General features: G+C 65.3%; 16 protein-coding genes, 1 tRNA gene and 1 pseudogene. 8 read left to right on the top strand and 10 right to left on the bottom strand.

Features of this window, described 5'->3' with window-relative positions:
• Window positions 1–8 precede the first annotated feature (8 nt).
• Together M529_RS43115 and bla are read right to left on the bottom strand one after the other, a co-directional pair.
• On the bottom strand, window positions 9–374 hold the full coding sequence (locus M529_RS43115; protein WP_021319428.1) for a DUF962 domain-containing protein: 366 nt from the start codon (window positions 372–374) through the stop codon (window positions 9–11).
• A gap of 83 nt (window positions 375–457) precedes the next feature.
• Complete coding sequence (gene bla / locus M529_RS43110; RefSeq protein ID WP_021319427.1) at window positions 458–1,498, bottom strand: class A beta-lactamase; 1,041 nt, start codon at window positions 1,496–1,498, stop codon at window positions 458–460.
• Between the two features lie 313 nt (window positions 1,499–1,811).
• Here bla and ung point away from each other — a divergent pair, with 313 nt between their 5' ends.
• Window positions 1,812–2,522: a uracil-DNA glycosylase gene (gene ung / locus M529_RS43105; RefSeq protein ID WP_021319426.1), complete on the top strand. Its 711-nt coding sequence runs from the start codon at window positions 1,812–1,814 to the stop codon at window positions 2,520–2,522.
• A gap of 26 nt (window positions 2,523–2,548) precedes the next feature.
• On the opposite strand, the gene M529_RS43100 is transcribed toward ung, so the two are convergent.
• Window positions 2,549–2,989, bottom strand: coding sequence for an EF-hand domain-containing protein (locus M529_RS43100; RefSeq protein ID WP_021319425.1), 441 nt, complete (start codon window positions 2,987–2,989; stop codon window positions 2,549–2,551).
• An 85-nt stretch (window positions 2,990–3,074) separates the two neighbouring features.
• Window positions 3,075–3,485 (bottom strand): hypothetical protein, encoded by a 411-nt coding sequence (locus M529_RS43095; protein WP_021319424.1) that lies wholly within the window; start codon window positions 3,483–3,485, stop codon window positions 3,075–3,077.
• 128 nt (window positions 3,486–3,613) lie between these two features.
• On the opposite strand from M529_RS43095, the gene M529_RS43090 reads away from it, so the two are divergent.
• Together M529_RS43090 and M529_RS43085 are read left to right on the top strand one after the other, a co-directional pair.
• Window positions 3,614–4,351, top strand: a complete 738-nt coding sequence (locus M529_RS43090; RefSeq protein ID WP_021319423.1) for a response regulator — start codon at window positions 3,614–3,616, stop codon at window positions 4,349–4,351.
• Window positions 4,348–5,688, top strand: coding sequence for an ATP-binding protein (locus M529_RS43085; RefSeq protein ID WP_021319422.1), 1,341 nt, complete (start codon window positions 4,348–4,350; stop codon window positions 5,686–5,688). The genes M529_RS43090 and M529_RS43085 overlap by 4 nt, the downstream gene beginning before the upstream one ends.
• Window positions 5,689–5,744: 56 nt before the next feature.
• Here M529_RS43085 and rpoZ read toward each other — a convergent pair whose 3' ends face one another.
• Window positions 5,745–6,089, bottom strand: a complete 345-nt coding sequence (gene rpoZ, locus M529_RS43080; protein WP_021319421.1) for a DNA-directed RNA polymerase subunit omega — start codon at window positions 6,087–6,089, stop codon at window positions 5,745–5,747.
• A 117-nt stretch (window positions 6,090–6,206) separates the two neighbouring features.
• Between rpoZ and M529_RS43075 the strand changes: the two genes are divergently transcribed.
• Complete coding sequence (locus tag M529_RS43075) at window positions 6,207–7,409, top strand: phospholipase D-like domain-containing protein (protein WP_021319420.1); 1,203 nt, start codon at window positions 6,207–6,209, stop codon at window positions 7,407–7,409.
• Between the two features lie 71 nt (window positions 7,410–7,480).
• Here the strand turns inward: M529_RS43075 and M529_RS43070 are convergent, their stop codons facing one another.
• The 3 genes from M529_RS43070 to ald all read right to left on the bottom strand — a co-directional run bounded on the left by M529_RS43070 (window position 7,481) and on the right by ald (window position 10,211).
• Window positions 7,481–7,852: a hypothetical protein gene (locus tag M529_RS43070; protein WP_021319419.1), complete on the bottom strand. Its 372-nt coding sequence runs from the start codon at window positions 7,850–7,852 to the stop codon at window positions 7,481–7,483.
• A 191-nt stretch (window positions 7,853–8,043) separates the two neighbouring features.
• Entirely contained in the window at window positions 8,044–8,874 is an 831-nt protein-coding gene (locus M529_RS43065) for a sulfite exporter TauE/SafE family protein (protein WP_021319418.1), read from the bottom strand.
• 221 nt (window positions 8,875–9,095) lie between these two features.
• Entirely contained in the window at window positions 9,096–10,211 is a 1,116-nt protein-coding gene (ald, locus tag M529_RS43060) for an alanine dehydrogenase (RefSeq protein WP_021319416.1), read from the bottom strand.
• Between the two features lie 157 nt (window positions 10,212–10,368).
• Here ald and M529_RS43055 point away from each other — a divergent pair, with 157 nt between their 5' ends.
• Entirely contained in the window at window positions 10,369–10,842 is a 474-nt protein-coding gene (locus M529_RS43055; protein ID WP_021319415.1) for an Lrp/AsnC family transcriptional regulator, read from the top strand.
• Here M529_RS43055 and M529_RS43050 read toward each other — a convergent pair.
• A complete protein-coding gene (locus M529_RS43050) occupies window positions 10,826–11,755 on the bottom strand; it encodes a peptidylprolyl isomerase (protein WP_021319414.1) in 930 nt (309 codons plus the stop codon). The two genes, M529_RS43055 and M529_RS43050, sit on opposite strands and share 17 nt — an antisense overlap.
• Before the next feature lie 52 nt (window positions 11,756–11,807).
• Between M529_RS43050 and M529_RS43045 the strand changes: the two genes are divergently transcribed.
• The 3 genes and pseudogenes from M529_RS43045 to M529_RS43030 all read left to right on the top strand — a co-directional run.
• Window positions 11,808–11,898: transfer RNA gene (locus tag M529_RS43045), tRNA-Ser, on the top strand.
• A gap of 365 nt (window positions 11,899–12,263) precedes the next feature.
• Window positions 12,264–13,015 (top strand): IS5 family transposase gene (locus M529_RS48635; RefSeq protein ID WP_152522588.1). Its coding sequence is split into 2 segments (ribosomal slippage): window positions 12,264–12,582 and window positions 12,582–13,015, totalling 753 coding nucleotides; the frame shifts between segments, so codons are not numbered across the junction.
• 16 nt (window positions 13,016–13,031) lie between these two features.
• Window positions 13,032–13,608 (top strand): annotated as a pseudogene (locus M529_RS43030) (IS6 family transposase); the annotation flags it as partial.
• Window positions 13,609–14,099: 491 nt separating this feature from the next.
• On the opposite strand, the gene M529_RS43025 reads toward M529_RS43030, so the two are convergent.
• Window positions 14,100–16,181: a PQQ-dependent dehydrogenase, methanol/ethanol family gene (locus M529_RS43025; RefSeq protein WP_021319412.1), complete on the bottom strand. Its 2,082-nt coding sequence runs from the start codon at window positions 16,179–16,181 to the stop codon at window positions 14,100–14,102.
• Window position 16,182: the final 1 nt, after the last annotated feature.

Below are 16,182 nucleotides of genomic sequence, written 5' to 3'. Positions count from 1 at the left end.
GGTCGCTGTCAGGCGATAAGGCGGCGTCGCGGGTCGACCGTGCCGTCCCGCCTGACCCCGGCCCGCGTCAGGTCGGCGCGCATGTGGCCGGTCACAAAGCGGAACCACATCAGGAAATCAGCGCCAAGAGACCAGAGCGGATAGCGGAACGTAGCCGGACGGTTGCGTTCCACCGCATAGTGGCCGACCCAGGCGAAGCCATAGCCCGCCACCGGCAGGGTCGCGGCAAGCCACCAACGCCCGGTCAAGGGCATGGCGCCCAACAATCCCATGACAAGGCTTGTCCCGGCATAATGGAGCGCCCGCGTGGCGGGTCGCGCATGTTCCTGCAGATAGAAGGGCCAGAATTCCCGGAAGCGAGTGAATTGCGCCACTATTCTCTCCTATTTTTTCCGGAGCTTAGTGTAAAAGGACGTGGAGCATAAGGGGGTATGGCGGGGAGATCAGGGCCCGTCGGTCAAGCCGCCCGTCGATCGGGGGCGAACAGGAAATAATCATAAGCCGCCCGCGCCGCCTCCGCCATGATGCGGTCGCGCATCGCATGGCCCTCATGATCCTTCATGACGAAGACGGAAATGGCGAATATCCGGCCATCGGGCAGCGAGACGATGCCGACATCATTGCCCAGGCCGTTGAGCGAGCCCGTCTTGTGCGCGAGCCGCGTGCCGGGCGGCAGCATCGCCGGCAGCCGCCCCTGGCCCGTGCGGCAACGCTCCATGATGGCGAGCAGCGCAGCGGTGCTGGCGGGCTTGAGCGCCTTGCCCAGCTGGATCGCGCTCAACAACTGGTTCATGGCGCGCGGCGTGGCCGTGTCGCGGGGATCCTGCGCAAAGGTCATGTTGGGCAGGTCGCGCGCATCGCGTTCCCGCAGGGATGCGTCCGCCTCCATCGCCGCCTCGACATTCTGGTGGAAGCTGCCGGATCCGGGAGCGATGCCCATGGCGCGGTAGAGCAGGCCGGCCGTGTTGCTGTCGACCCGCAGGCCCTTCACCCCGATCCCGTGCACCCAGGCATTCACCGCCTGCGGCCCGCCCGCCCGCGCCACGAGCACGTCGGTCGCATTGTTGTCGCTGCGCGTCAGCATCAATTCGAGGAAATTGTGGACCGAAAGCGCCGCGCCCGGATGCGGCAGCAGGTCCGCCACACCACCTTCGCTGACCAGCGCCGGATCGAGCGGCAGCATGGTGTCGAGCGTCATCTGGCCCGCGTCGATCAGCGAGAAGATCCTGCCCGCCACAGCGACCTTGTAGGTGCTGGCCATGGGAAAAAGTGTGTCGCCGTTGACCGCCAGCTCCTCGCCCGAGGAAAGATCCCGAACGGCGATGCCCACCGTGCCATCGGACAGCTTCGTGAAGCGTTCCAATTCAGCGATCAGGCGATGCTGCGCGCCCTGCTGTACCGGATTGACCGGCGGGCCGAAAGCATCGGCAGCCGGCAGAGGCGCAAGGAACAGGCCGAAAGCGGCGGCAAGGCCGAAAAAGGTTCGCAGCGGCAGCATCGCCCTTCTCTTCCCGATCTGCCGAACGGTGGCAAGCGCGTTTAAGGCGATCGGGCGCTTGGTTCGGTAAATGGCAGCTGATGGCCCAGAGCGAGACATTCCCTGCAACCGTTCGCCCTGAGTAGGGACTGAGCTTGTCGAAGGCCCGTATCGAAGGGGCAGCGCACGACATCGGTCCTTCGATACGCCATTTCGACAAGCTCAATGGCTACTCAGGACGAACGGAGGTTATGGCCGTCCCCCACCCAGGCCAGCCATTCTCACTCCCCTTCCGGTTGACAGACCACCGCCCGCCCGTTCATGTCCCGATCTCATGAACGACATGGTCAAGCTGCATGAGAGCTGGCGCACGCCCCTGGCAGCCGAGTTCGAAAGCGCGCGGATGCAGGCGCTCAAGCAGTTCCTGCTGGGTGAAAAGGCGGCGGGCAAGCGCATCTTTCCCAAAGGCAGCGAATATTTCCGCGCGCTGGACCTGACACCGCTCGATAGGGTGAAGGTCGTGATCCTGGGGCAGGACCCCTATCATGGCGAGGGGCAGGCGCACGGCCTGTGCTTCAGCGTGAGGCCGGGGGTGCGGACGCCCCCGTCGCTGGTCAACATCTACAAGGAGTTGCAGGCCGACCTTGGCGTCTCACCTCCGCGCCACGGCTTCCTGGAGCATTGGGCGCGGCAGGGCGTGCTGCTGCTGAACAGCGTGCTGACAGTGGAAATGGGCCGCGCCGCATCGCACCAAGGGCGGGGTTGGGAACAGTTTACCGACGCCGTGGTGCAGCTGGTGAACCGGCAGGCCGAACCAGTGGTGTTCCTGCTGTGGGGTTCGCATGCGCAGCGCAAGGCCGGATTCGTCGACCAGAGCCGCCATCTGGTGCTCAAGGCGGCCCACCCTTCCCCCCTGTCGGCGCATAACGGGTTCCTGGGATGCCGTCACTTTTCCCAGGCCAATGCCTTTCTGGAAGCGAAGGGGCGCGGCGCGATAGACTGGGCGCTCCCGGCCGATCCGATGGCGGCACCCGCGACCCCTTGAGAGGAAAGTGGCGGGCGAAACGCTGCTCAGTTCTTCCGCTGCTGCATGCGGTCGCGCATCTCGGCGCGGCTCTCGTCAAATTCCGCGCGGGTGACACGGCCGTCGCCATTCGCATCGGCCAGCTCGAACATGGTGGGCGGCGAGGCGGCCAGTTCCTGGCGTGAGATGGCACCGTCACCATTGCTGTCGGCCCGGCCCAGCATCTGCGTCAGCCGGTCCATCGCCTGCGGGCGGAAGCGCGCGAGACGCGGGAAATCGGCCGGGCTGACGACCCCGTCCTTGTTGCGGTCCATCTCTCCGAAATTGCGGTCGCGATAGGCAAGGAACTCATCGCGCGTGACGATGCCGTCGCGGTTGGTGTCGGCCTTGTCGAACCAAGGTTCACGGCCCTTGCCGAGTTGTGCGGCGGCGGGGACGGCCGGCAGGAGGGCGAGCAGGAACGAGGTGAGAAGAAGTGATCGTTTCATGGCAATATCCTGAGGGAAGAGAGAATGGCGGGCCCGGCCGGGAGGGGGCTGAGGAGGAGCTGCCGCCCGGACCCGCCACGCACCGTCAGTTGCGGCTGCGGGTCACCGTGCGGGTGCCGGTCGAACCGTCCGGACGGGTGCGGGTGACGGAGCCGGTATAGCTGCCGTCGCCATTGTTGACGACGCTGGTGGAGCGCCCGAAGGTCGTGCCGTTATTGGTGGTGTGGGTGGCGCCGCCCTGATAGCTGCCATTGCCCCAGCTGCCGTTGCGATCGGACACCATGCCGCGCCCATTGTTGAACTGGGTGTTGCGATGGGCCGATACCGCGCCGGGCTGGCGCGAGATGCTCCGGGCGTGGCGATAGCCGTGGCCGCCCGATCCCTGGACGGAGACATAGCGGCCACGGGTCCGGGCGTCAGCCTGGGGCGCGGCGGCGGTGGCGATGGTGCCGGCAAGGACGAGGCCCAGCGTGGCGGCGGTCAGGAACTTGGTCATGGGGGTCATCTCCTCTTGTCGTGAGCGATGCAGTCCTTTTGCCGTCCGATAGTAAGCCGGGTGCGACGCATCGGGATCATTGAGTGACAAAATGTAACGGCGGCTTCCGGGTTGCCGCCCGCAATGGCATGGTTCGCCTCATGGAACCCGATGCACGTCCGCAGATCGCGCTGGTCGAGGACGACGATGAAATCCGCGAGCTGGTCGTCTCGCTGCTGGAGCGGGAGGGCATGGCCGCCCATCCCTGCCGCACCGCGGCCGAATTCGACGCGCTGGTCGCCGAGCGGCCGGTGGACATGGCGCTGGTCGATATCATGCTGCCGGGCGAGGACGGGCTGTCGCTCTGCCGGCGGGTGCGGGCGATGGGCAACCTGCCGCTGATGATCGTGTCGGCGCGGAGCGACGATGTAGACCGGATCGTGGGGCTGGAGATCGGCGCGGACGATTATCTGCCCAAGCCGTTCAATCCGCGCGAACTGACGGCGCGGATCAAGGCTCTGCTGCGCCGCGCGCGCGGCGCTGACACCACCATCCTGCCGCCCGGCGAGCATCGCTACGCCTTTGAAGGCTGGCTGTGGGATGCCGACGCCAGGCGGCTGGCAGCGCCGGACGGGCAGACGGTGGAGCTCACCGGGGGCGAGCATGACCTGCTGCTGTGCCTTGTCCAGCGGCCGCAGCGCGTGCTGTCCCGCGATCAGTTGCTGGACTGGACGCGCGGGCGCGAAGCCATGCCCTTCGACCGGACGATCGACGTGCAACTGGGTCGGTTGCGGCGCAAGCTTGCGGCGCACCCCGGGGGCGAGGCGCTGATCAAGACGGTGCGGGGCGGCGGTTATGTCTTCGTCGCGCCGGTGCGGCGGGCATGACCGGCACGCTGACCTTCCGCATCGGCGCGATCCTGCTGGGCGGTTTCCTGCTGCTGCAGCTGGCATTGCTGGTGGCGCTGATGCTGCCGGGCCCGGCGAGCGACAATGGCAGCCATGGCTTGCCCCCTCCCCCGGCCTTCGCGGAGATGATCGACGCGGTTGAGCGCGCCGGGCCGGCAGGCGCGGACAGGCTGGTGCGCAGCTATGACGGGTCGTTGTTCACGGTCGAGATCCGGGCCACCCCGCCAGCCGAATTTCGCGAGGTGCCCGACAGCATGGCCGCGCTGGCGCGGGCCTATCGCAACGCGGTGTCGGACCATAATATCGTGGTCGATGGCGGGCCGGGGCGGCGGCGCAGGCTGCTCGCAAACAGCGTGCGGCCGATGCGCTTCATGGTGCCGATCCGGCTGACCGTCTGGCTGCGCGACGGTCGGGTGCTGGTGCTGACCGGGCGGCCCTCCACGGCGCTGCGCCATTATCTGCTGCGACGATCGATGCTGGCCTTTGGCGGGGGCCTGGTGCTGCTGCTCGTGCTGGGCCTGGCGCTGCGCCAGACGACCCGGCCGTTGCGACGGCTGACGCGCCATGTCCATGCGCTGGGCGAATATCTGAACGCGCCCGATGCGCCGGTCGAGGGCAGCCGGGAGGTGCGCGCGCTAGGCACCGCGTTCAACGCCATGAAGGGCAGGATCACCCGGCTGGTGGAGGAGCGCACCTTCATCCTGGCGGGCATCGCCCATGACATGCGCACCTATCTGACCCGGCTGCAGTTGCGGGCCGACTTCATCGTGGATCCGGACCAGCGGCGACGCGCGATGACCGACCTGGAGCAGATGGGCACGCTGCTGGACGACAGCCTCCTCTTCGCCAGCGCCGGGCGCCGCCCCCTGTCGATCGAACGGCTGGACCTGTCGCGGCTGACCCGCGACCTGGCGGAAGGACATATCGACGCGGAACGGATCACGCTCGATCTGCCCGAGGGTGTCGAGGTCGAGGGCGAGGAAGCGGCGTTGCGCCGCGTCTTCGGCAATCTGGCCGATAACGGCCTGCGCCATGGCGAGCGGCTGCACATATCGGCGATGCCGGAGGGGGACCATATAGCCTGGATATTCGAGGATGACGGCCCCGGAGTGCCAGACGGGCAGATGGCGGCGCTGGGACAGGCCTTTGCCCGGGGCGACACCTCCCGCGATCGGCGCACGGGGGGCGCCGGGCTGGGCCTCGCCATCGTGCAGGCGCTGACGGAAGCGATGGGAGGCAAGGTGCGTTACGGCGGCGCCACCACCGGGGGGCTGCGCGTTACCATCCTGCTGCCCGCTTCGCCCCAGAATCATTGAGGCCCGGTCCTGCCGAGACAGTCCGGGCCTCATTCCCTCTCCAAAGCGTAAGGCGATCAGCCGTCGTAGTCACCGCCGATATTCTGGTTGCGCGGCGGCGCTGCGGCGGTGAGGCGCAAGGCCTCCGCCGACTGGGCGATCGAGCCAATTTCATCAGGGGTATCGTCGTCGTCGATCTGCACCTTCTGCAGCGATCCGACGAGCGAATCATGCAGGTCGTCGGGCAGGATTGTCTCTTCGGCGATCTCACGTAGGGCAACGACGGGATTTTTGTCACGATCGCGGTCGACCGTCAGCTCGGCGCCGCCGGAAATCTCGCGGGCACGCTGTGCCGCGAGGAGGACGAGATCAAAGCGGTTGGTAACCTTGTCGACGCAATCTTCGACAGTAACGCGGGCCAACAGGGCCTCCTGGGCAAATAGGACTTGGACTGGCGCACTAGCAAGGGCTGCGGCAGGAGTCAACGGAAAGCCCCGAAAGACGGTAGCCATTCCGACCAAAGGAGGGCATGGAGAGACATGGCGAGCGAAGCCCGCACCCAGGCGCCCCGAGAGCCGGCCGCCATCGAGGTTACCCTGGCGGGCAACCGGCTGACCGTGATCGAGACCGGGCCGGAGTTGCGCGCGGCCCTGATCGCGCTGATCGACGGTGCGCGAAAAAGCCTGAAGTTCTATTATTACATCTTTGCCGGTGACGAGAGCGCGCGCCTTGTCCTCGAACGGCTGACGGCAGCGCAGGCGCGCGGTGTGGCGGTGACGCTGATGATCGATGCCTTTGGATCGGCCCGTACCCCGGACGCCTTCTTCAATCCGCTGGTGCAGGCGGGAGCCCGCTTCGCCCGGTTCGGAACGCGCCGGTCCACCCGCTACCTGATCCGCAACCACCAGAAGATGGCGATCGCCGACGACACGCGGCTGCTGATCGGCGGCTTCAATGTCGAGGACGCCTATTTCGGCCCGCCGCCCGCAAATTGCTGGAACGACCTGGGCCTGCTGGTGGAAGGCTCACAGGTCGAGGCCATGACCCGCTGGTATGCGCAATTGTGGCGCTGGACATCGACCCGGGGCCAGCGCTTCCGGACTTTGCGGGCGATGGTGCGGCGCTGGCATCCGGTCAGCCGTCACGATCCCGATTCTCCCTTTCGCTGGCTGATCGGCGGGCCGACCCGGCGCCTCAGCCCCTGGGCGCAGGTGGTGAAGAACGACCTGGAGCGGGGCCGGCGCGTGGACATGGTCGCGGCCTATTTCTCGCCGGGGCGCGGGATGCTGAAGCGCATCGCCCTGGCGGCCCGGCAATCGGGCGCACGCATCATCCTGGCGTCGAAGTCCGACAATTTCGCCACGGTGGAAGCAGCGCGGCTGCTCTATGGCCCGCTGCTGAAGCGCGGGGTTGAGATATTCGAATATCAGCTATGCATGCTGCACATGAAGCTGGTGGTGATCGATAACGCCGTCTTTATCGGATCCGCCAATTTCGACATGCGCAGCCTGTTCCTGAACCTTGAAATCATGCTGCGGATAGAGGATGCGGGCTTTGCCGATGCAATGCGCGGACTGATCGACCGCAGGGCGGCGGACAGCACGCCCGTCTCGCTGGAATCCCATCGGGCGCGGCGCACGTTCCTGACGCTGGCGAAGCAATGGATCAGCTATCTGCTGGTCGGTGTACTGGATTACACGGTGACGCGGCGACTAAACTTCCGGGACCCGAATGTGGATTGAGCAACCGATATCATCCCGCCTTTCTCCGGGATGATATCGGTCGGCGTTGGTAATCACTGCCTGCCGGACGCTCAGCGCGCCGGGCCCACCAGCCGGACATCTCCGACCGGATAGCCCTTCTCGGCCATTTCCTTCGCATAGTCGCCGCGGGCATCCGCGAGTTCCGCGCGATATTCCTCCCAGGCGTCACGATTATCTTCAGCGTCGCTGGCGCCGCGCAAATCCTTCTTCAACTCCTTGCGCGCCTCGGCAAGGTCCGTCTCGTAGTCGAACCAGGCGTTGTTCTCCACCCCGGCAATGGGAGCGCGATAGACCAGCTGGTCCTCCACCCGAGCCAGTTGTTCCTCATAGCTGACGGCACCCTCGGGGTGAGGCTGCGCCAGCGCAGGCATCGATGTCAGGCCCAGGATAGCGAGGGCCGGGACAAGCATATTGCGGTGCATGAGCTCTCCTCTTTTGCTGTCTCACACACAAGCCCAACGCCTGAGCCCCCCACCCTTTCGCCTGAACGGCTGTGCAGAATGGACGGAGAGAGACGGGGCGGCGGCGAACCGAGCCGGAAGGAGGAGTCAGAAGGAGGCAGAATATCGCGAAATTGCCGAAAAACCGGGGCCATCGGCCCCGGCCTGCTCTGTCACATCTTCAGCGCGTTGCGGAACATCACGTAAGCGATGATGATCAGATAGATGCCGAACACCCGCTTCAGCAGATGCGCGGGCAGGCTGTGCGCAGCCGCAACGCCGAGCGGCGCGGTAAGGATCGACATGGACGCGATTGCCAAGGTCGCGGGCACGTTCACATAGCCGAGCGAGCCCCAGGGCAGGCCGGTTTCCTTGAGCCCGATCAGCGCGAAGCCGATGGCACTGGGGATGGCGATCAGCGTGCCGACGCCCGACGCGGTAGCGATGGCACGGTGAATCGAGCGGCCGCACAGGGTCATCACCATGATGGCGATCGTGCCACCGCCGATGCCAAGCAGCGCGGAGAAGGTACCAAGGCCGCCGGCGATGCCCACGCGCGCGATACCCGAAGGCATTTCCTCGCTGATCACCTTGCCGCCGATCTTGGGCAGCAGGAAGTTCAGCGACATCAGAAACACTCCCACCGCGAAGATCATCGTCAGTACGCGGCCGTCGACATGGCCCGCCAGCAACACGCCCACGCCATCGCCCACGATGATCCAGGGCGCCCAGGTCTTCAGAATCTCGAATTCCACCGCCCCACGCTTCGCATGCGCGAGCAGCGAGCGGATAGAGGTGACTATGATCGTCGCGGCTGACGTGCCGATCGCGACGTGGGCGATCGCGTCATGGGTTCCGCCCAGCAGCGGCAGGACGACAAACAGCGCGGGTACGACGACGAATCCGCCGCCAATGCCGAAAATGCCCGCCGCGAAACCGGCGAAGAGGCCCGCCGCCAGCATCGCGATCAGAGGAACGAGCCAGGTCACCACATCGCCCTGCATCAGCGTGCCCCCCCGTTCTTTCCGGACCAGACGGACATGCTGCTGCCTTCGCCTTCGCGGGTCAAGGCGGCGAATGTTTTGCGATCGACCATGACGTGAAACGTGCCTCTCTTCGGCGGAAATACAAGCCGGAAACATCGCGATACAATGTCCCCGGCTGGCAAGACGAACGAGGCAGGCGAACCCGCATATGTTTTGAAAGGGCTTTTTAGCTCCCCGCCTCAGCCGAGCGCTTCCTCCGCCGGCGTCCAGGGCAGGTCGAGATCGCGGGCGACGGCTTCATAGGTGACCTTGCCGTCCCACACGTTGAGCCCGGCGCGCAAGTGCGGATCGCGGCGAAGCGCCTCGCGCCAGCCCCGGTCCGCAATGCGCAGCGCGTGCGGCAGGGTGACGTTGTTGAGGGCATAGGTGCTGGTCCGCGCGACCGCGCCCGGCATGTTGGCGACGCAATAATGGACGATCCCGTCAACGACATAGGTAGGATCGGCATGGGTCGTGGCGTGGCTGGTCTCGAAACATCCGCCCTGGTCGATCGCGACGTCGACCAGCACCGCGCCCTTCTTCATCGTCTTGAGCATGTCCGCGCTCACCAGCTTGGGCGCTGCGGCGCCCGGTATGAGCACCGCACCAATCACCAGATCCGCATCCGCCACGCATTCGGCCAGGTTCGCGCGATTGGAGAAGCGGGTCTTCGCCCGCGCCTCGAAATACATGCCGAGCCGTTCGAGCACCTCCGGATTGCGGTCCAGAATGGTGACGTCGGCGCCCAGGCCTGCCGCCATCTGCGCCGCGTTGAAGCCGACCACGCCACCGCCGATCACCGCGACCTTCGCCGGCAGCACGCCCGGCACCCCGCCCAGCAGCACGCCGCGCCCGCCATGCGCCTTTTCGAGCGCGGTGGCCCCTGCCTGGATCGCCATGCGCCCGGCGACCTGGCTCATCGGCTTCAGCAGCGGCAGACCGCCCGCCGCATCCGTCACCGTTTCATAGGCGATGCACACCGCGCCCGACGCGATCAGGTCGCGGGTCTGGCCCGGATCGGGGGCAAGGTGAAGATAGGTGTAGAGGATCTGGCCGGGGCGCAGCATGGCGCGCTCCGTCGGCTGAGGTTCCTTCACCTTCACCACCATCTCCGCTGTCGCAAAGACCTCCTCCGCGGTGGCAACGATCTGCGCCCCCGCCTTCTCGTAGAGTGCATCATGGGCGCCGATGCCCTCGCCCGCGCCGGTCTCGACGAGGACGGTATGGCCATGCGCGGTCAGTTCATGCACGCTCTCCGGCGTCAGGCCGACGCGATATTCGTGGTTCTTGATCTCCTTGACGGTGCCGACGATCATTGCGCTCTCCATGTTCCAGGCGGCGCGCCGCCGGGCACGCCATATATGGCGCGAGCATATCGCGGAATCAGCGGTGCAGGTTCCCCAATTTCTGCTTGCGCCTTGCCCATGGCGGAATGCTATCCCGAACAACTGTCATTTTAAGGGATCATCTTGCATGGATCGCTTCGATATTGCGCTGTTGGAAGCACTGCAGACCGACTCGCAACGGTCCATGGCGGAACTGGGAGAACAGGTCGGCCTCTCCTCCTCCGCCTGCCACCGACGCATCAGGGCCCTGGAGGAGTCGGGTCATGTCGAAGGCTATTCGGCGCGGCTCAATCCGGCAGTGCTCGGCCTGGCCTTGCAGGCCTTTGTCGAGATCTCGCTCACCAGCCAGAGCCGCGAGGCGATGGAACGCTTCGAACAGGCGGTCGCAGACTTTCCGGAAATACTGGAATGCCATTTGATGGCAGGACAGGCCGACTATCTGCTGCGGGTGGCGGCCACCGATCTGAAGGGATTCGATGCGATCCATCGCGACTGCCTGGCAAGGCTGCCGGGGGTGTCGGCAATCCGCACCAGCTTCGCCATCCGCTGCATCCGGGACTGGCGCGGCTACCGGTTGCGCGGGATCAGCGCGCCGGCCTGACCGGGACCGGCACGTTGCACAGGTCCACGCCGCCGGCGGGACGGATGTAGAAATCGTCCTTCCGGTTGGCACGCAGCCGCAGATAGTCCGCGAAGCTGGACGAGGTCACGTCCATCACTTCAAAGGCCGGGCGCTCGGCAGGCGGCAGGTCGCTGGCGAGGCGGGCGGAAAGGATCGGCACCTTGTGCTCCTGCGCTGTGTAGAAGCCGATTTCCCCCGTACCGCGCGGCAGGCCGGCGAGGCTGGCCATGCCCTCGATCACCCGGCCGACCACGGCGATGTTTCGGTCAAGCTGGCGCGGGGCATGGCCGATGACGGCATAGAGCTCGGCCCCGGTTCCTGCATCGGGTGCGTTGTTCCGCCCCACTCCCACAAAGCTGTAGCAATGGGGCAGCCAGGCCGCCTGCCCGTCCATCGCGACCGGCCAGCCGTCGACGAAGCCGGTGGCGGGCGCGTAGGAATCAGGATAGGGCAGTCGAACGAGGCCGGAGCGAAATTCGTCGAGCGGGCGGGCATAGTCAGGCTTGAGGTCCGTGGGCATGCCGGGCGGCAGCGGCTTCCTCTCGGTCACGTCGCCCCATTGCACGACATAATTGTCCTGCACCCGGTTGATGCTGGTGCCGTCCCACCAGCCGGCCTTCGCCAGCGTGCGGATATTGGCGACATGCCCCGGATCGAAGCGCGGCGCGAGCTGGATCACGATCCGACGCTTGCCTTCAATCGTCATGACGAGCAGCTCGTCGGCGGGGATCGCGCGCCATGCTGCCGCGGGCGCCCGCGATACGGCATCGGCCGGCGTGGCCGGCGGATCGGCCGCCGGCGCTGCGGTGACGAGAACGGAGGCGAGCAGCGCTGCGGCGAAGCGAGAGGTCATCGGGCGATCAAACAGGGCATGCGCAGGAATGTAAAGCATCCCCTTGCGTGGTGCCCCGCCGCACGATAGGGAGCCGCCTTCCAGTGCATGCGGAGCGGTGGCCGAGTGGTCGAAGGCGCTCGCCTGGAAAGTGAGTATACGTCAAAAGCGTATCGAGGGTTCGAATCCCTCCCGCTCCGCCACGGACCATTCCACAGAGGTCCGCAAAAGACCACTGGTCTCAACTTTTTCTCCTGAAAACCGACGCTTAACAGACCTGTTCGGCCTCGGCATCCATGCCCACCCAGCGAATCGGAGGGGCGAAAACGAGGTACGCGCGGTCGAAAAACGAGGTACTTTTTGGAGACCGAACCATGCTGACTGCGCTGTCAAAGCAATCGACGTTGTGGTAACGATACGCATGAGCAAGCACCCTGCCAGCCCATTCCGGTATTTCAACTCGTCGCCCGAGGTGATCCGCCTAGGGCGGATCGACATTTAGGATTCCCAAGCGAGAGGCTGTCTGATTCATGGGGTTCCGTGTTATGGCACGGAGCGGGTGATGGGCATCAAGCGATACGAGTTGAGCGATGGGCAGTGGCAGCGGATCGAGCCGTTGCTGCCTGGCAAGGCGGGGGATCGTGGCCGGACGGGATCGGATAACCGATTGTTCGTGAACGGTTGTTTGTGGGTGCTACGGTCGGGCGCCCACTGGTGCGATCTTCCGGAACGCTATGGCAAGTGGAAGACGGTGCACAGGCGGTTCAGCCGCTGGTGCCATGCCGGGGTATGGGAGCGAGTGTTTGCCTCGCTGGTGGCCGACCGCGACAATCAGTATCTGATGCTCGATAGCACCATCGTTCGTGCCCACCAGCAGGCGGCGAGCGGGAAAGGGGGGCCTGCGACCAGGCGCTGGGGCGTTCCCGAGGCGGGCTGACCACCAAGATCCACATGCTCGCCGACACGTTCGGCCGGCCGCTGCGCTTTATCGTCACCGCCGGCCAGGTCGGCGACATTACCACTGCACCGGCCTTGCTCAACGGCCTGCAGGCCGAGGCCGTGCTTGCCGATAAAGCCTACGACAGCAATGCCTTACGCGCACTGATCGCCGATATGGACGCCATCGCGGTGATCCCGTCGAACCGCTGCCGCAAGGCCGTAATCCCCCACGATGTCGCCATCTACAAGCATCGCAACCAGATCGAGCGATGCTTCAACAGGCTCAAGCACTACCGCCGCTTCGCCACCCGATATGAACGCCGAACCATCCACTTCACCGGCTTCATACACCTCGCCGCCGCCATGATCTGGCTACAATAAATGTCGATCCGCTCTAGTGGTGCTGATGTATGTCCGGTACCCGCTGTCGCTGCGGAACGTAGAGGGTCTGTTTTTTCGAGCGCGGTATCGACATATGTCATGAGACGGTGCGGCTCTGGTGGAACAGGTTCGATCCGCTTTTCGCCAGCAACGTTCGCCGACAGCGGATCAGCCGGATGAGAGGCTTTCGCCACTGGCGCTGGCACCTGGATGAAATGTACGTCAAGATCAACGGCGAGATGGTCTACCTCTGGCGCGCTGTCGATCAGGAAGGCGAGATTCTGGAGAGCTACGTCACCAGAACGCGCGACAAGAAGGCGACGCTTGCCTTTATGAAGAAGGCGCTCAAGCGCCATGGCTCGCCCGAGGCGATCACCACGGATGGCCTGCGCTCCTACAGCGCGGCCATGAATGAGCTAGGGAACCGCGACAAGCAGGAGGTCAGACGCCGGGCCAACAACAGGGTGGAGAACAGCCACCTCCCTTTCCGACGACGAGAGCGGGCGATGCTCCGCTTCAGGCAGATGAAGGCTCTACAAAAGTTCGCCTCTGTTCATGCCAATCTCCACAACCACTTCTCACTGGAACGCCATCGCGGAGTGGCGGTCGGTCGCGAGCTAGGCCCCTGCCCTTCCCAACCCCGTGCATCCAGTGGCGACGAGTCCGCGTTAGACTGGCCGAAACCGCATCGAGATCGTGGCCTTGCTGGTCTCGCGCTCACATATGCACGGCGCAGGATCGCGCCCATCACGTTGGCGGCCCTGGCCCGATGAGATGCGCTTGCCGGCAACGGGGTAGATACTCCCCTCCTCCCGCGCGGCGGCGGAAGACAGCAGGATGGATTGCAGGTCAGACAGCTTGGTCATGGATGGTGCTCCTTTGTGGAGCGGCGCCAGTGCCGCTCCCACCACCAGATCCGCCCGCGCCCGCCGCGGTTTTGCGCGTATGAGAGAACCGTCATGCTCCCCAAGATGTTTCTGCCGCGGGAGCACGCTTTCCAGGCCTAATATTCCAATCGTTTCAAACAGCTACAGCTTGAGGAGTCGCATTCCTTCCTCGCCGACACGCTCCGAACGGGGATCTCTCACTTCTCTCCCGCGATCTCGGTCCAATCCCCATTCGTCCGGCGGATCAGATAGGCGCGGATCGCTTCCGCATCCGCCTGGGTCAACAGGTCGCCAAAGCTCGCCATGCCTGTCTCGCGCCGCTTGCCGCGCAGGACTATGTCGTAAAATTCGGCGCGGGTCGCGGGCGTCATCCGCCGCAAATCCTTGACCCCGCCCCGTGCCCGTTCGCCATGGCAGGTGGCGCAATGCTGTGCATAGAGTCCTTCGCCATGCGCGATCACCTCGGCGCTTGCGCCGGTTTCGGCCGGGCGCTCCAGCGACGGCCCGGCATCTTCCAGCGCGGGCAAGGTGGCATCGCCCCCCAGCTTGAAGACGAGCAGGCGCGGCTTCGACAAGGGGAAACCCAGCGACTTGGCGCTGGTCGAATGGCTCAGCCCTCCGCCCCAACCGGCATTCACCGCGATATATTGGATGCCCTTCACGTTATAGCTGATCGGCGCTGCGATGGGCACTTGCTGGACCGGCATCTCCCAGAGCTTTTTACCGTTGTCCGCGCGATAGGCGGCAAAAGTGCCGCCAACGGTGCCCTGAAAGACAAGATTGCCCCCGGTCGCCAATATGCCGCCGCTGCCGCGCATCGGATAGGGCACGCGCCAGCGTTCCTGTTGCGCCACCGGGTCCCAGGCGGTCAGCCACGCCTTGTTGTTCGCCGCCGCATAATCCGCCGCCGCCTTGCGCGACAGTTCATAGCCGGTGGTCGAAATGCCGAGCTGGCTCATATTGCCCAGCGTCTGCTTGAAATCGGGATTGAGCGAGTAAGCGGCATACATTTCCGTGACCGGGAAATAGGCAAGGCCGGTCTGGGGGCTGAACGCCATCGGGTTCCAATTATGCCCGCCGCCCGGCCCCGGCGTCAGCATCACCGGCACGACGCCATAGCGCGCCTCCGGATTGACGATGGCCTGGCCGGTTGCCGGGTCGATCCCTTTGGCCCAGTTCATCGCAACATAGGGCTTGGCGGAGATGAGCTTGCCGGTCGCGCGATCCAGTACGTAGAAAAAGCCGTTCTTGGGCGCCTGCATCAGCACCTTGCGTGGCTTGCCCCCGATGCTGAGGTCGGCCAGGATCATCGACTGGGTGGCGGTATAGTCCCACTGCTCGCCTGGCGTGGTCTGGTAATGCCACACATAATCCCCGCTGTCGGCCTTCAGCGCCACGATGGAGGAGAGGAACAGATTGTCGCCGCCGTCCGGACTGCGATAGGCCTGCGGCCACGGGCCACCATTGCCAACGCCCAGATAGACGAGATCAAGTTCCGGGTCGTAGACGATCGAGTCCCAGACGGTGCCGCCCCCGCCGCGTTTCCACCATTCGCCGGTCCATGTCCTGGCCGCCATGTCGAGTATGGGATTTTCCTGCGGCTTTGCGGGATCGCCGGGCACCGTGTAGAAACGCCACAGCTTCCTGCCCGTCTCCGCATCATAGGCGGTGACATAGCCGCGCGCCGCCCCCTCCGCGCCCGCATTGCCGATAAGCACCTTGCCGTCGAACACGCGCGGCGCGCCGGTGATGGTATAGGGCCAGACCGGCTCCAGCGTGTCGACGCTCCACACCGGCTTGCCGGTCTTCCCATTGACCGCGATCAACCGACCGTCGAGCGTGGCGAGGATGATCTTGCCCTTCCACGCGGCCAGCCCGCGCGTCACGATGTCGCAGCAGGCCAGCCGACCCTTGTCGCGATCCACCTGCGGATCGTAGCGCCACAATTGCCGCCCGGTCGTCGCGTCATAGGCGGTGGTGACGTTCCACGGCTCAATATTGTAGAGGATGCCGTCGATCATCAGCGGCGAAGCCTCCACCCCGCGATCCACGGGCAAGTCGGCATACCAGGCAAGGCCGAGCCTGCTGACGGTATCGGCATTGATCTGGGACAGGGGGCTGAAGCGCTGCTCGCCATAGGTGCGGCCCGGCGCCATCCATTCGCCGGCATTCCTGTCCGCCGCGACCAGCCGCGCATGATCGACGGCCTGGCCAAAGCCCTGCGCCGCCATCGCCCCACAGCCCAGCGCGAGCGCCATCCGCCAGATAGTCGATGCCATG

The sequence above is a fragment of the Sphingobium ummariense RL-3 genome (genome assembly GCF_000447205.1).
Classification (GTDB): domain Bacteria; phylum Pseudomonadota; class Alphaproteobacteria; order Sphingomonadales; family Sphingomonadaceae; genus Sphingobium; species Sphingobium ummariense.
The sequence above is the reverse complement of the archived record's forward strand: the minus strand, read 5'-3'. Positions and strand labels throughout refer to the sequence as shown.

Coding starts and splice junctions, on each gene's coding strand:
- M529_RS43100 (WP_021319425.1), bottom strand. CDS start 2,989: ATGAAACGATCACTTCTTCTCACCTCGTTCCTGCTCGCCCTCCTGCCG.
- M529_RS43095 (WP_021319424.1), bottom strand. CDS start 3,485: ATGACCAAGTTCCTGACCGCCGCCACGCTGGGCCTCGTCCTTGCCGGC.
- M529_RS43070 (WP_021319419.1), bottom strand. CDS start 7,852: ATGCACCGCAATATGCTTGTCCCGGCCCTCGCTATCCTGGGCCTGACA.
- ung (WP_021319426.1), top strand. CDS start 1,812: ATGAACGACATGGTCAAGCTGCATGAGAGCTGGCGCACGCCCCTGGCA.
- M529_RS43085 (WP_021319422.1), top strand. CDS start 4,348: ATGACCGGCACGCTGACCTTCCGCATCGGCGCGATCCTGCTGGGCGGT.
- M529_RS43090 (WP_021319423.1), top strand. CDS start 3,614: ATGGTTCGCCTCATGGAACCCGATGCACGTCCGCAGATCGCGCTGGTC.
- bla (WP_021319427.1), bottom strand. CDS start 1,498: ATGCTGCCGCTGCGAACCTTTTTCGGCCTTGCCGCCGCTTTCGGCCTG.
- M529_RS43065 (WP_021319418.1), bottom strand. CDS start 8,874: ATGCAGGGCGATGTGGTGACCTGGCTCGTTCCTCTGATCGCGATGCTG.
- M529_RS43025 (WP_021319412.1), bottom strand. CDS start 16,181: ATGGCATCGACTATCTGGCGGATGGCGCTCGCGCTGGGCTGTGGGGCG.
- M529_RS43075 (WP_021319420.1), top strand. CDS start 6,207: ATGGCGAGCGAAGCCCGCACCCAGGCGCCCCGAGAGCCGGCCGCCATC.
- M529_RS43050 (WP_021319414.1), bottom strand. CDS start 11,755: ATGCTTTACATTCCTGCGCATGCCCTGTTTGATCGCCCGATGACCTCT.
- M529_RS43055 (WP_021319415.1), top strand. CDS start 10,369: ATGGATCGCTTCGATATTGCGCTGTTGGAAGCACTGCAGACCGACTCG.
- ald (WP_021319416.1), bottom strand. CDS start 10,211: ATGATCGTCGGCACCGTCAAGGAGATCAAGAACCACGAATATCGCGTC.